Below are 13,338 nucleotides of genomic sequence, written 5' to 3' on the forward strand. Positions count from 1 at the left end.
GTAGAAGCAGCGGCCTAAACACTTCCGCTGCTACTTCTTTTACTTCTTCTCCCGGCTTGCCCCGTTTCCCGCCGGTCCGGCCGCGGCATGTGGCACCATAAAACGAATACCGATCGGAAGGACTCTGCACCACCATGGAGCAATTGATGCGGGACGGACTGGAGCCCGACGGCAGGCCGGAACTGCTGGTGCTGCGAGCCTTGAAGCTCGGCGACCTGCTGGTGGCGGTGCCAGCGCTGCATGCCCTGCGGCGGGCCTACCCGGACCACCGCATCATCTACGCAGCCCAGGGCTGGCTCCGTCCGATGATCGAGCTGGTCGGATCGGTGGATGACCTGCTGGATACGCATGGCCTGGACGTTCCGTTGGCGCTCTCCCCGGGACGGGTGGACGTTGCCGTGAACCTGCATGGAAGCGGGCCCGAGAGCCGCGGCCGGATCAGGGCCTTGCAGGCCAAACGGATCATTGGCCATCTGTCCGAAGAGTGGGACGGTCCGTGCTGGCAGGACGGCGTCCATGAACGCGAGCGCTGGGCCCGGCTGGTCCACTGGCATGGCATTGACGCCGATCCGCTCGACTACCGGCTGCAGCCACCGGCGGTTGCCAGCCCCCGGCCAGGTGCCGTAGTCATCCATGTGGGCGCGGCCTACGGCAGCCGGCTCTGGCCGGTGGAACGCTTTGCCGAAGTCGCGCGGGAACTTGCCGCTGCCGGGCATGAGGTGCTCTTTACCGGCAGCAGCAGCGAGCGGCCGCGTGCCGAAAAAGTGGCAGCCACCGCCGGCCTGCCCGCCGAAACCGTGGTGGCCGGTGAACTGGAACTGGGCGAATTCGCGGCGGCCGTCGCGGAAGCGTCACTGGTTATTTCGGCAGATACCGGAGCCGCCCATCTCGCCTCCGCATACGGCCGTCCCTCCGTGGTGATCTTCGGGCCGGCCCCAGTAGCCGAATGGGGTCCGCCGCCCGGACCGCACATCGTGCTGACGAACGAATCGCTTCGCGTCGGCGACACCTTTTCCGACCAGCCGGATCCGGCGCTCCTGGCGGTCAGCGTGCAGGATGTGCTGTCCGCGGTGTCCCGGCTGGGTATCTAAGGAGCCGGGGCCGCCGCTGAGGAGCCCCTCCGGGCAGGTGGAACTAGGCAGTGCGCACGCTGGCGCCGTTGTCGGCGTCGTGGTCTTCCAGCAACTGGCGCTGCAGCTTCACCAGGATCCGGGCCAGCGCACGGGAGACCTGCATCTGCGTCATCCCGACCCGCTCGCCCACCCGCTGCTGGGATTCTTCCTCGAAGTACCGGTAGTACAGCAGCTGCTGCTCGCGCCGGCTGAGCTCCCGGATGGCACCGCGCAGCATGAGCCGCTCCTCCGCCTTGTCCAGCCTGTTGTCCGCGCCGCCCAGCGAGTCGGCCAGATTCCGGCCGTCGGCATCCGCTTCCAGCGATTCCGGCCGCAAGCTGCTCTGGCAGTTCAGGGCCTCGGCTACCGACTCTAGGCTTTCGCCCAGTTCGTCCGCCAGCTCCGACAGAACGGGATCCCGCCCCAGCCGCTGGGCCAGGGCCGGCCCGGCTTTGGCCGCCGCCGTACGCAGGTCCTGGACATGGCGCGGCGGCCGGATCACCCAGCAGCTGTCCCGCAGATACCGCTTAAGCTCGCCCGTCACCGTGGGCATCGCATAAGCGGGAAAATCCGTCCCGCGTTCGGGATCGAAGCCCCGGACTGCCTTGAGCAGTCCCATCCGGGCGACCTGCTTCAGGTCATCAAGCTCGCGTCCCGTTCCCACGTAGTTCCGCGCGGCCGTTTCCGCGATGTCCAGGTGTCCCAGCACCAGTTCCTCTTCAAGTGCCCGGCGCAACGAGCCCTTTGCCCGTCGCGCCTGGCGAAAGAGTACCTTGTTGTTGCTGGTGGCAAGCTGCATAACCGTTGACTCTCCTGATCAGGGGAACCACGCGGCGTATCCGCGTTCCACTTCAGGGAAACATAAGCATGCTTACATATCAACGGTTCTTCGGAAAAAAGTTGCCGGAAAATCTTCTCCTACCCGGGGAGAAGAAGGTATAAGCCGAAGAAGCAGTTCAGGCGATGTGCAGGTGGAGCGACCGGGGGACATCGGCGCCAGCGCCCGCCAATACCCTGTCCGTCCGGCAGAGCGGGGAAAGCTTCGGCAGCAGCAACACAACGACGCCGACACCCTCCAGCACACAGCGAACTTCGGAATAGATGGCCGTCGAACTGGCGCTTGAGGATCCCGGCAGGTAACCAAGCATCTCGAGGGCCGGGACCTCAATATGCCGCGCCTCGCGCAGATCCAATGTGAGGGAGACGTCCGCCGCCAGGGAGTGCGCCCGCTTCAGGACGCACAGCAAAGCCTGGCAACTAGCGGCAGTCAGGCAACCCCGGACATCGATCCGCACGGATTTCAGGCCGGCATCAAGACCGACGACGAGCTGCAGCTTGTGATCCATTGATCAGTCCCCGAAAGAAAGGCAATACAGGCCAGGGCGTACCCCGCCCCCAGTAAACCAGACTGTGCGGTACATCACAAAACAGTGGTCAGCCGCCGGAGTGTTCTGCTGCCGCTTCGCTCTCCGGCCGCCTGGAATCGACGACCTTCAACCCGATCACGCAGCCGATGATCCCGACGAGGAAAAGAACCTTGAGCAGCCCCGCGGCCTCACCGGCAAAGGCCACCGCGTAGGCGACTGTCAGCACCGCCCCCACACCTGTCCAGACGGCATAGGCCGTGCCGATCGGGATTCCCCGCATGGCATAGCCCAGACCCACCATGCTCAGGGACAGGGCGACAAAGAACAGGAATGTCGGTCCGGGGCGTGACAGCCCCTCCGACGCGCCGAGGGCGGTTGCCCAGACGGCTTCCAGTACGGCACTGATCAGCAAGACGGTCCAATACATGGCTCAACCCACCGCCTTCAGGCCTACCACGCAGCCGATTATCCCCAGCAACAGCAGCACCTTCGCCCACGAAACCGCCTCGCCGCCGAAGGCCATCGAGTAGGCGGCCGTGAGCACGGCACCCACGCCGACCCAGACTGCGTAAGCGGTGCCGACCGGGATCGCCGTCATCGCGTAGGCCAGGCCGGCCATGCTCACGGTCATCGCCACGAAAAACGTGATCGTCGGCCACAGCCGGCGGAAGTTCTTTGAGAGCCCCAGCGCCGTCGCCCACACCGCTTCGAGCACACCGGACAGGATCAGTATTATCCATTCCATCGGAAATCCTTTGGCCAGTCTTGTCGCTCACCGGGTACTGATCCGTCGTCCGGAGACCTGCGGTTTCGAGGTCTTGCTACGAAGATATCAACGTACGACGGCGGCGGCTGGGTTTGGTTGCCAATGTCACCACCAGAAGCGGCCAACCGTGCCCGAAGGAGCGGCTCGCGTGGCACGATGGACAAATGGAGAACCCGGAACCGCCGGACAGTTACCGGCTCAACGCCGGTGCGCCGACGGAAGCCGACATCGATCAATACCGCCTGCTCAGCGCCAATGCTGCCGCCGGCGTCGGCGTTGTCTCCACCAACTGGCGCGGGCGGGACTATGCCGCAACGGTCACCGGCCATCTGTCGGTCTCCTACGATCCGCCCACCATGCTGGTCAGTCTTTACGGCGAGTCCCGCATCGCCGAGGCAGTAGGAGAAAGCGGGAAGTGGGCGCTGAGTCTGCTCACCGGCAAGCAGCAGGGTATCGCCAATTGGCTGGCCAGTCCGGGGACACCGTTGGAGGGGCTGCTGACCCAGGTCCCGTACCGGCGCGGGGCCGCCTCCGGCGCCGCCATTGTCGATAATGCCCTGGCCCATTTCGAACTACGTACCACGCAGATCCACCCAGCCACCACGCACCTGCTGGTCGTCGGCGAAGTGCTCGCGATGGGCTCCGCCGCCTCGGGTGCGGACGAACTCGACCCGCTTGTCCATTTCGGTTCCGCCTACTACCGGCTGGAACGCTGATAACAGAGGATCAGGTGATCATGACCGCAGCGAGCAGCACAGGAAGTCCCCGGGACGGCCGCAAGTTCCCGCCGCCGGACAGCGACCGCAAGCCCGATTCCCCCACGGACCTGACCAAACCCGCCTGGGGCTACATCGTCAAGCGCACCATCCGTGAGTTCAGCTCGGACCGCTGCACGGATCTGGCCGCGGCCATGACCTACTTTGCCGTCTTGTCGGTCTTCCCCGGGCTGCTCGCCGTCGTCTCCCTTCTCGGCGTCGTCGGCCAAGGGGAAGCCACAACCCGGGCCATCATTGAGATGTTGGAAAGGCTGGGTGCACCGGAAAACGCCGTCGGACTTATCGAAGGGCCCATCAACCAACTCACCACGTCCACGGCGGCCGGGCTGACGTTGGCCGTTGGTGTCATCGGTGCCATCTGGACCGCGTCCGGCTATGTGCGCTCCTTCGGCCGGGCTATGAACAATATTTACGAAGTGCCTGAGGGCCGGCCGATCTGGAAGCTCTACCCGATCATGCTGGGTATAACGCTCTCGCTGGTCATTGCGGTGGTCCTGATGATGCTGTTCTTCCTGCTCTCCGGCCAGGTGGCCGAAACCATCGGCAGCATGATCGGGCTCGGCGAAACAGCGCTCCTTACCTGGAACATTGCCAAGTGGCCGCTGATGGTGCTGCTGTTGGTGGTCATGATCGCTCTGTTGTACTACGCCACGCCGAATGTGCAGCAACCCAAATTCCGCTGGATCAGCATCGGCGCCTTCGTCGCCATCCTGGTCATGGCCGCGGCGACCGCCGGATTTGGTTTCTACGTCTCGAACTTCGGCAACTACAACGCCACCTACGGCACCATCGGCGGCGTGATCGTACTGCTGCTGTGGATCTGGATCATGAACGTGGTTCTGCTCTTCGGCGCCGAACTCGACGCCGAAATAGAACGCGGCCGCCAGTTGCAGGCTGGTATCGAAGCGGAGGAGACGCTGCGCCTGCCTCCGCGCGATACCCGCCAGACGCTGAAGCTCCGCGATAAGGATCTCGAGCTGGTCAACGACGGCCGCGAACTACGGCATATCCATTCACATACTAATTACAGGGAGGGCTGAACTTCGTCCGATACCGAGTCCTTGGCGTCACGGGCATCAAGCTCGACCCGGAGTTCTTCGCTACGGAATTCGGTTTCCGGATCCGGTAATCCCAGCTGCAGGTATTCCCGCTCCACTTGGCGCAGAATACGGCTGTTGAGGATTTCCAACTCTGTATCCGGTACTTTGCTGAGGTCCTGCGGAAAGCCTTCCTCTGGGGGAAGGAGGCGCTTCGGGGCCATGGTTCACTCCAATAATTTTCAAGAGAGCCACAGGCTGTTGCTTAACCTGAATTTAGAAAGTAGCAGAAGCAGAAGAACTCCACAATGATTCCGGGCGTGGGTTGACCTACCCAACAGAAACATTTAGGCTCCGTGCCCGCACCTGCCCCCTTGAGGCGCATCGCCCGCTGCGGGCGGGAATTTCAATGAAAGCTTGTATCAGCACCTCCGGTCCGTCCCGGGCCCGGAGCCCCGGACCGGTAACGGCGGAATAACAATGTGTCCGCGGACGGCGGTCTTTCCCAGCCGGATTTTTGCCGTCCAGGAAAGCGGCATCGGTATCAAAAGAGCGGCGGGTGCGCTTCCTCACGGGACAGCTGGGGGAGTTGCGTCAGCGGGACCAGATTGGCCGGTTGAAACGGGTCCTCGGGATCAGGCTGTTGCGGTTCCTGCTCCGCAATTTGGCGAAGATCGTGGACCGGCCAGCACCGCGCCGGGCAGACTGGTTGCAGCGCGCGAAATCACCGTGGCCCGCTGCTGATCCAGCTGGCCGGACTGCATGGCATCTGCCGTGCCGGGCAGGAAATCATGAATGAAATTGGCTTCCTTGGGCGCTTTGCGGGCCGACTGGTTCTGCATCGCCACAGAGGCCGCAATTTTCCCCGCGGCGAATTTGGAAATGCCTTCCTGCCCGGGGCCATCAAGCTGCGGCCTCAGTTTTGCAAAGCGGCTAAGGGCAGCCGACTGCAGGGAGTCCGTCCAGGCGCGATGCCTCGCGGAAGCCTTGAGGAATTCAATGGCATCGTCGTCATCGAGTGAATCCGGATCGATCGAAGCCAGCAGTTCCCCCAGGTTGGCCGGCGGCAGAATCTCCCAGCTGCCGACAAGCCGTCCCACCGCTGATTGCCGGTTGATCATAACCTCCACGGCCGCTTCCGCGAGGGCCTTTCAGGGAGCACATCTGAACGCGGACGAATCCCGCGTCAGCCTTTCCGCCATTCTCCACTGGTGATATGCGAGCCGGCCTGCGGCCCCATCTGCAGCATGCCGCCGTCGACCGACCAGGAGGCCCCCGTGACGTAGCTGGCTTCCTGCGAAGCGAGGAACGCGATCACGGCCGCCACTTCCCGGGCGTCCCCCGGCCTGCCCAACGGGATGCCCGGCCGGTCCTTCGTTCGGGGGTCTTCGTCGGTCTGCCCCGTCATGGGCGTAGCGATCTCGCCCGGTGCAACGGCATTCGCGGTGATGCGGTGCTCGCCCAGCTCCAGCGCCATGGTTTTTATCAGCCCGCCCAGGCCGTGTTTGGCGGCGTCGTACGCAGAGGACCCTACGCGCGGCTGGTGTTCATGCACACTGGTTACGGCGATGATCCGCCCGCCATTTCCAGCCGCAACCATGCGCCGCGCCGCCCGCTGCATGCAGACGAACGCGCCGTCGAGATCGGTGGACACTACCTGGCGCCACGTCTCGTAGCTGGTTTCCAGGAACGCTTCGCTGGCTCCGGTACCCGCGTTGTTGACGAAGACGTCGAGCCCGCCTATCTCCTCCGCAAGACTATCGACGACGTCGCCGCAACCAGGCAATTCGGTGGCATCCAGCCGGGCGACGGTGGCACGCCGTCCGCAGCCGCGGACCTCCGCAGCGGTGTCCTCTGCGCCAGCTTCGTCCAGGTGCCAGGTGACGCCGATGTCCATGCCGGCTTCGGCGAGTGCGACGGCGGTTGCGCGCCCGATGCCTGAATCCGAACCGGTCACGATTGCTGTTCTGGGTTTGAACTCGCTCATACGCCCATTGTTACTATGCCTTCAGGAAGCCACTACCCCTTGGGTGGAAATGGCCAGGTGGCGCAGATCATAGGACGTTGGCGCGCGATATGAAAACATGGACTATGCGTCCAATGCAACACTCCAGCAAGCTCCAGAACGTCCGGTATGAATTGCGCGGGCCCATCCTGCATGCGGCCAAGAAGATGGAAGCCGAAGGTCAGCGTATTCTGCGTATGAACCTGGGTGACCCTGCGCCGTTCGGGCTGGAAGCGCCGGAGTCGATTGTCGTGGACATGATCCACCATTTGCGCGAGGCCCAGGGCTACAGCGATTCCAAGGGCATCTTTTCCGCCCGCACGGCCATTTCGCAGTACTACCAGACCAAGGGCCTGATGCAGATCGGCGTCGAGGATATCTTCATCGGCAACGGCGTCAGCGAATTGATCTCCATGACGTTGCAGGCCTTCCTGGAAAACGGGGATGAGATCCTCATTCCGGCCCCGGACTACCCGCTCTGGACGGCGTCGGTCACTCTCAGCGGCGGCGAGGCCGTCCACTACCTCTGCGATGAGGACAACAACTGGTGGCCGGATATGGCGGATTTGGAAGCGAAGATCACGGAGCGCACGCGCGGCATCGTCATCATCAATCCGAACAACCCCACGGGTGCCGTCTACCCGCAGCACATCATGGAACAGTTCGTCGAGCTGGCGCGGAAGTACGACCTGGTGCTTTTCTCGGACGAGATCTACGAAAAGATCACCTACGAAGACGCGGTCCACATCCACACCGCTTCGGTGGCCGACGACGTTGCCGTCCTGACCTTCAGCGGCCTGTCCAAGGCGTACCGGATGCCTGGCTACCGTGCCGGCTGGGTGGCCATCACCGGGCCGCGCGCCGCCACTGCCGCGTACCGCGAGTCGCTGGAACTGCTGGCCTCGCTGCGGTTGTGCGCCAACGTTCCCGCCCAGCACGCCATCCAGACTTCACTCGGCGGCTACCAAAGCATTAACGATCTGGTGCGGACCGGCGGGCGGCTGCGTGAGCAGCGGGACCGGGCCTGCGAGCTGCTCAACGCGATACCCGGCGTGAGCTGCGTTCCCGCCGCCGGTGCGATGTACCTGTTCCCGAAGCTGGATCCGGAGATCTACCCCTTCGGCAGCGATGAACAGTTCGTTCTGGACCTGCTGGAGGAACAGAAGATCCTGGTCTCGCACGGGACCGCCTTCCACTGGCCAACCCCGGACCATTTCCGGTTCGTCATCCTGCCCTCGGTGAATGAAATCGAAGAAGCGGTGCGCCGCATTTCCTCGTTCCTGGCCCTCTACCGCAAGAAGGCGGCTGCCGCTGCGCAGACCGCTACGGCACAGCTGTCGCTGACAGCCATGGCCCAAGCGCAGGCGGAGGCCCAGGCGGAGGCGCCCGCCGCCAAACGCCCGGCGTAACAGCTGGACGCGGCGGACTTTCCAGGAGGCAACCGGGCACCCGCACTTTCCCCAAGATGCAACTGGTAGGCTTCGGCTCACACCCAATAGTGCCTTGGGGGAAATGTGCGCAGCAGTCTTGTACAGGCCCCCAACCTCTACTCCTGGAGGCAATGATGCCCGTTGTCCGTCATAATCCCGCCGCGTCCCAGTTCGACATCTATGACAACGGCGTGGTGGCCGGCTACCTCAGGTACCGCATGGAGGGCAGCGAGATCTGGTTCCTGGCGACAACGATCATGCCGCGGTACCAGGGCAAAGACTTCGAGACCGAACTTATCCGCAGTGTGCTGGATGACGCGCACCATCGACGCCTGGGCGTCCTCCCGTACTGTCCCGAAGTGCGCAAGTTCCTTGCCGGCAATCCCCAGTACCTCCCACTGGTGCCGCCGGCGCAGCTAGGCAGCTTCAAAATCGGTCCCGCAGGCGCGGCCACGGCGTAGCCTATCCGGCGACGGCCGGGAGTTCAGAGCCACTTCAAACGCTTGAACACAATATAAAGCCCGACGCCGATACCCGCCATGAGCGCCAGCGCGAATGGATAGCCGAAGACCCATGCCAGTTCGGGCATGTAGTCAAAGTTCATGCCGTAGACGGCACCCACCAAGGTCGGGGCGAACAGGATGGCGGCCCAAGAGGAGATTCGCTTGACCTCCTCGTTCTGGGCGAGGCTGGTCTCGGTCAGTCGGGTCATCTCCTCGTTTTGCCGCTGCGCCACGAGCGTGGAATGAACGCTCAGGGCATTCTGGAGCAGGGCACGGAAGGCGTTGACGCGGTCCACCACGCGGATGACGTGGTCATGGACGTCACGCAGCCGCTGCTGCAGTTCGAGTTCCACGTCGTATTTGTCCGACCCGCGCTCCAGCGACCCGAGCATCTGGTCCAGCGGCTGGGTGGCCCGCTGGAATTCGATGACTTCTCGGTGCAGTTCATAGATCCGCCGTGAAACATCCGGGTTTCCGCCGAAGAGGTCGTCTTCGATTTCGTCAATGTCGTTTTCCAGGCCGGCCACCACCGGCGCGTATTCATCCACAACCTGGTCCAGGATCGCATACAAAACTGCCTGGGTTCCTTTGGCGAGAAGTTCGGGGCTGGCTTCCATCCGCCGTCGTACTTTGGCCAGTCCCGGTGATTCGGCATGGCGGACGGTGACGACAAAGTCCGGACCCACGAAGATGTGCAGCTCGCCGAACTCCACCTTCTCCACGTCGTCGAGGTAGCGGGCCGGGCGGAGCACCATAAAGAGGGTGGTCCCGTAGCGTTCCAGCTTGGCGCGCTGATGCCCGGACAGCGCGTCCTCCACGGACAGCTCGTGCAGGTCGAACTCGCGGGCAACGGTGCGGACATCCTCGGCGTTGGGCCGGTACAGGCCGATCCAGGCCATGCCCTGGTGCTCGCGCAGCAGCTCGAATGTCTCGTCCAGGCTTTCCGGACTCGCCGTGCGGTGGCCGTCCACATATACCGCGTTGTCCACCAGTGACATCCGCTGTCCCTTCTTCAGGTGCCTTGTCGCCGCATGGCGGCTGGAACCATGCCAATCTACCGCGTCGGCGCCCGGGCCAAGACATTAGGCAATAGGTAAACTCCGGATGAATTCCTGCTCCTGCCCATGGCGCCGCGCCGGTCCGCTCAGCGATGGTTGGAACGGCAACACGTCCAACCGGCACGGAGGCAACAATGGATTCAACCCGCATTGAAGATTGGGACCTGCTCCCGGGGACCCTTGTGGAAGTCCGCCTGCGCGGCTCTACGGTCCGTACCGGCAGGGTGGATGCGGTCTCGCTCAAGGCCGAAGTCCTCTGGGTGGCAAATGACGGGGCGCATCCCAGGCAGCTCTTCGAGAAGGCCGAAGGGTACGAAGTTTGGCTGTGCGGCGCGGATGAAGACGGTCCCGGTCTTCCGGAGCGCGAGCTGGCGGTCTAGCGTTGTCCCATGGACTGGAAACTTGAGCTAGTTGCCGTACCCGTCAGCGACGTTGACCGGGCAAAGAAGTTCTACGTTGACCAGGTCGGTTTCAACGCCGACCACGACCACCGGGTCAGTGATGACCTGCGTTTCGTCCAGCTCACGCCGAAGGGATCGGCCTGCTCCATCGTGATGGGAACCGGTATCACGGACATGGCCCCGGGCTCGCAGAAGGGGCTGCAGATCGTGGTCGACGACGCCGCAGCCGCCCGGGATGAACTGCGCGGACGCGGGGTTGAGACGAGCGATATAGACGTGCAGCCGTGGGGCCACTTCGTCTACTTCAGCGATCCGGACGGCAACACCTGGGCGCTGCAGCAGATGCCGCCGCGGGACAGGGCGTAAGAGTACGACGGCGGGACACGGCTAGGATTCTTTCTCCAGCTCCCGCGCCTGCCGGAGCCAGTCCGCGAACAGTTGCTCGTCCACATATTGTTCGGAGGCGAGCTTCACGGACGCCATCTGCCGGGATCCTGCCTCGAGTTTGCCTGACGGGTCCTTGACCTGCTGGCCCTTCCAGAGCCCGAAGGTCACGTACTTTGCGTAGGCCTTAAGCAGCGCGACTGGTTCACCGTCCATGAACCACACCGGGTGACCGTGCCACATCCGGGATTCCGACTCCGGCAGGCCCGCATCGATGACCCTCCTGGCTTTCGCCGCCGCTTCCTTCAGTCCCTCATCCAAAGCGCCGATGTACTCGTCGATGGTGTCCGCCACTTTGGGGTCCCCGCTGTTCTGTGCCCGGAGCGATCCGGCGTGTGCCGGCTGTTCGGATACAGACTCTTACCCGCGCCGGCAGCTGTCAAGGACACGGGCATCCAGCCGGACGAAGAAAAGGAAAAGAAAAAGTGCAGCAGCGGGAATAACACCCGCCCGGTCCTCGTTGTCAAATATTGAGACTGCAAATCGGTCCCGTGAGTACAGCCTCGTACTGGCAGAGTTTCTGCGGTGAATGTCATTCCCGCACTTTGCCGCGGCTTTCCTCGAGACCGGCCGGTTTGCCAGCTTGTTGCGCTACCCCCCACTTAGCCGGGGCCCGGTGTCCTTTGTGACGCTGCTGGTCTCTGGTGCTGCTGCCCTATTTACGGATCGATACAGGAGGTCTTATGACACTACCGACAATCACTGCCACCCCGACCCGGATCCGGAATCTTGGAGCGCTGCGCCGCGGCGACGCCGTTGAAGCGAGGATCGAAAACGACGTTCAGTACCGCGGCCGAGTAGTCCGCACCGCACCCGGCGTCGGCTTGGTGTGGATCCGTGAGGACGACGGCGGCGACCGCCGCACGGTCAGTCAGTCCGATTATTCAATTTGGCGGGTTCCCGAGGTCGCATAGGCGCGGCTTCCACCCCGTAGAAGAAGGTCCCGGTGGCCGGCTGTTGAAGCAGCCAGCCACCGGGACCTTTGTTGTATCAGCACTTGTATCAGCGGCAACGGGCAGTCAGCCGGCTTGGCGACGACCTGCCCGACCTCCTAGCGCGCCGGAACCGCTACCGGCTCCTCGCGCAGGTCCTTGCCCTTGGTCTCAGGAATGGTGAAGATGAACGCCACACTGACCAGCAGCAGGGTGACCGTGTAGAACGCGAAGGCGTTGGGGCCGGCATTGGCGGTCAGCCAACTGTTCAGGTACGGAGCGGTACCGCCGAACAGTGCCACGCAGATGGAGTACGGCACACCGACGCCGATGGTGCGGATGCTGGTGGGGAACAGTTCGGCGTAGACGGCCGGGACAATGGCGGCGCTCGCCGCGATGAAGACCAGCATGACGGACATGGACACCACAAGCTGCCACGGTGAGTCCTGCAGCAGCCAGGTCATCGGGAAATGCATGGTGGCCGCTCCGAGGGAGCTGATCCACAGCACTGGTTTCCGGCCGATCTTGTCGGAGACCTTGCCCCAGATGGGCAGCGCGATCAGGAACACTATGTTGGCGATGACTCCGGACCACAAGGCTGCGCCGCGGTCCATGCCCAGGCTGGTCGAGGCGTAGGTCGGCGCCACGATGCCCCAGGTGTAGTAGACAACGGTGAGGCCCACGGTCAGGCCGATGACCTGCAGCGCCTGCTTGCGGTAGCGGATGATCTGCGGCCACATGGGCTCGCGCTTTTCCTGCGTGGTCTCCTGCTCGAAGAGGTCGGTTTCCTTCATCCGGGTCCGCATGACCAGGCCGTAGAGACCGAGTACTGCGCCCAGCAGGAAGGGGATGCGCCAGCCCCAGGCGAGCATCTGCTCGCTGCTGAGGACAAGGGTCAGCACGGCACCGAGCAGGATGCCGAAGAGGGTGCCCACGGTGCCGGAGGTGTAGATCAGGGTGGCCCAGAAACCGCGCTTTTCCTTGGGCGCCATCTCGGATAGATAGGTCTGCGAGGACGGCAGCTCGCCGCCATGCGCCAGGCCCTGGATCAGCCTCGCGACCAGCAGGGTCACGGACGCGAGGGCGCCCATCGCCGCGTACGTCGGAGCGATGCCGATCAGCAGGCTGCCCACCGATGCCAAGGCCACCGCCAGCGTCATCGAGTACTTGCGGCCGATGCGGTCTCCCAACCAGCCGAAGACGAACCCGCCCAGCGGCCGGGCGAGGAAGCCCACGGCGAAGATCGCCAGGGTCGCCAGTATGGCGGAGGCCGGGTCCTCGTTGTTGAAGAGCTGGCCGGCGAAGAACGGGGCGAAGGTCGCGTAGACGGCCCAGTCGTACCATTCGATGGCATTGCCGACGCCGGTGCCGAGGATGGTCCGGCGCGCGCTGACCACCGGCTGCGGCGGCAGGTGCTTGGCCGGGTGCCCGGGATGGGCCGGGTTGGTTTCAGCGTTCGTTGTCATGGGTGGCTCCTGGGAAGGACGTTCGGGAAGGGTTCTTGGTT

At 63.7% G+C, this 13,338-nt stretch carries 18 protein-coding genes and 1 riboswitch; of the genes, 8 read left to right on the forward strand and 10 right to left on the reverse strand.

Annotated elements, in window-relative coordinates; genetic code table 11:
- The first annotated feature begins 134 nt into the window (after positions 1–134).
- Positions 135–1,091: a glycosyltransferase family 9 protein gene (locus AC3A4M_RS17480; RefSeq protein WP_498737280.1), complete on the forward strand. Its 957-nt coding sequence runs from the start codon at positions 135–137 to the stop codon at positions 1,089–1,091.
- 43 nt (positions 1,092–1,134) lie between these two features.
- On the opposite strand, the gene AC3A4M_RS17485 is transcribed toward AC3A4M_RS17480, so the two are convergent.
- The 4 genes from AC3A4M_RS17485 to AC3A4M_RS17500 all read right to left on the reverse strand — a co-directional run bounded on the left by AC3A4M_RS17485 (position 1,135) and on the right by AC3A4M_RS17500 (position 3,224).
- Entirely contained in the window at positions 1,135–1,911 is a 777-nt protein-coding gene (locus AC3A4M_RS17485) for a sigma-70 family RNA polymerase sigma factor (protein WP_498737281.1), read from the reverse strand.
- Positions 1,912–2,068: 157 nt separating this feature from the next.
- Positions 2,069–2,458 (reverse strand): hypothetical protein, encoded by a 390-nt coding sequence (locus tag AC3A4M_RS17490; RefSeq protein ID WP_498737283.1) that lies wholly within the window; start codon positions 2,456–2,458, stop codon positions 2,069–2,071.
- Between the two features lie 88 nt (positions 2,459–2,546).
- Entirely contained in the window at positions 2,547–2,906 is a 360-nt protein-coding gene (locus tag AC3A4M_RS17495; protein ID WP_498737284.1) for a DMT family transporter, read from the reverse strand.
- Between the two features lie 3 nt (positions 2,907–2,909).
- A complete protein-coding gene (locus tag AC3A4M_RS17500) occupies positions 2,910–3,224 on the reverse strand; it encodes a DMT family transporter (RefSeq protein ID WP_498737286.1) in 315 nt (104 codons plus the stop codon).
- Positions 3,225–3,233: 9 nt separating this feature from the next.
- A riboswitch (guanidine-III (ykkC-III) riboswitch) is annotated at positions 3,234–3,301 on the reverse strand.
- 108 nt (positions 3,302–3,409) lie between these two features.
- Here AC3A4M_RS17500 and AC3A4M_RS17505 point away from each other — a divergent pair.
- A complete protein-coding gene (locus AC3A4M_RS17505; RefSeq protein ID WP_498737288.1) occupies positions 3,410–3,961 on the forward strand; it encodes a flavin reductase family protein in 552 nt (183 codons plus the stop codon).
- A gap of 20 nt (positions 3,962–3,981) precedes the next feature.
- Positions 3,982–5,061: a YihY/virulence factor BrkB family protein gene (locus tag AC3A4M_RS17510; protein ID WP_498737289.1), complete on the forward strand. Its 1,080-nt coding sequence runs from the start codon at positions 3,982–3,984 to the stop codon at positions 5,059–5,061.
- On the opposite strand, the gene AC3A4M_RS17515 is transcribed toward AC3A4M_RS17510, so the two are convergent.
- From AC3A4M_RS17515 to AC3A4M_RS17525, 3 genes are all read right to left on the reverse strand, one after another.
- Positions 5,046–5,282: a hypothetical protein gene (locus AC3A4M_RS17515; protein WP_498732264.1), complete on the reverse strand. Its 237-nt coding sequence runs from the start codon at positions 5,280–5,282 to the stop codon at positions 5,046–5,048. The two genes, AC3A4M_RS17510 and AC3A4M_RS17515, sit on opposite strands and share 16 nt — an antisense overlap.
- Before the next feature lie 411 nt (positions 5,283–5,693).
- Positions 5,694–6,188, reverse strand: coding sequence for a hypothetical protein (locus AC3A4M_RS17520; protein ID WP_498737291.1), 495 nt, complete (start codon positions 6,186–6,188; stop codon positions 5,694–5,696).
- A 56-nt stretch (positions 6,189–6,244) separates the two neighbouring features.
- Complete coding sequence (locus AC3A4M_RS17525; protein ID WP_498737293.1) at positions 6,245–7,045, reverse strand: SDR family oxidoreductase; 801 nt, start codon at positions 7,043–7,045, stop codon at positions 6,245–6,247.
- Positions 7,046–7,149: 104 nt separating this feature from the next.
- Between AC3A4M_RS17525 and AC3A4M_RS17530 the strand changes: the two genes are divergently transcribed.
- Both AC3A4M_RS17530 and AC3A4M_RS17535 read left to right on the forward strand, forming a co-directional pair.
- Complete coding sequence (locus tag AC3A4M_RS17530; protein WP_498737294.1) at positions 7,150–8,472, forward strand: pyridoxal phosphate-dependent aminotransferase; 1,323 nt, start codon at positions 7,150–7,152, stop codon at positions 8,470–8,472.
- Positions 8,473–8,627: 155 nt separating this feature from the next.
- A complete protein-coding gene (locus AC3A4M_RS17535; RefSeq protein ID WP_498737296.1) occupies positions 8,628–8,954 on the forward strand; it encodes a GNAT family N-acetyltransferase in 327 nt (108 codons plus the stop codon).
- Between the two features lie 23 nt (positions 8,955–8,977).
- On the opposite strand, the gene AC3A4M_RS17540 is transcribed toward AC3A4M_RS17535, so the two are convergent.
- Positions 8,978–9,994 carry a magnesium and cobalt transport protein CorA gene (locus AC3A4M_RS17540; RefSeq protein WP_498737298.1) on the reverse strand — a complete coding sequence of 339 codons (1,017 nt, stop codon included), beginning with the start codon at positions 9,992–9,994 and terminating at the stop codon, positions 8,978–8,980.
- A gap of 194 nt (positions 9,995–10,188) precedes the next feature.
- Here AC3A4M_RS17540 and AC3A4M_RS17545 point away from each other — a divergent pair, with 194 nt between their 5' ends.
- A complete protein-coding gene (locus AC3A4M_RS17545; RefSeq protein ID WP_498737300.1) occupies positions 10,189–10,434 on the forward strand; it encodes a hypothetical protein in 246 nt (81 codons plus the stop codon).
- Between the two features lie 9 nt (positions 10,435–10,443).
- Entirely contained in the window at positions 10,444–10,821 is a 378-nt protein-coding gene (locus tag AC3A4M_RS17550; protein ID WP_498737302.1) for a glyoxalase superfamily protein, read from the forward strand.
- 21 nt (positions 10,822–10,842) lie between these two features.
- On the opposite strand, the gene AC3A4M_RS17555 is transcribed toward AC3A4M_RS17550, so the two are convergent.
- Complete coding sequence (locus AC3A4M_RS17555) at positions 10,843–11,193, reverse strand: DUF1801 domain-containing protein (RefSeq protein WP_498737303.1); 351 nt, start codon at positions 11,191–11,193, stop codon at positions 10,843–10,845.
- Positions 11,194–11,582: 389 nt separating this feature from the next.
- On the opposite strand from AC3A4M_RS17555, the gene AC3A4M_RS17560 reads away from it, so the two are divergent.
- Positions 11,583–11,813 (forward strand): hypothetical protein, encoded by a 231-nt coding sequence (locus tag AC3A4M_RS17560; RefSeq protein ID WP_169995843.1) that lies wholly within the window; start codon positions 11,583–11,585, stop codon positions 11,811–11,813.
- 137 nt (positions 11,814–11,950) lie between these two features.
- On the opposite strand, the gene AC3A4M_RS17565 is transcribed toward AC3A4M_RS17560, so the two are convergent.
- Complete coding sequence (locus AC3A4M_RS17565; protein ID WP_498737305.1) at positions 11,951–13,297, reverse strand: MFS transporter; 1,347 nt, start codon at positions 13,295–13,297, stop codon at positions 11,951–11,953.
- Positions 13,298–13,338: the final 41 nt, after the last annotated feature.

The organism is Arthrobacter sp. Soil_C_60, from assembly GCF_057656375.1.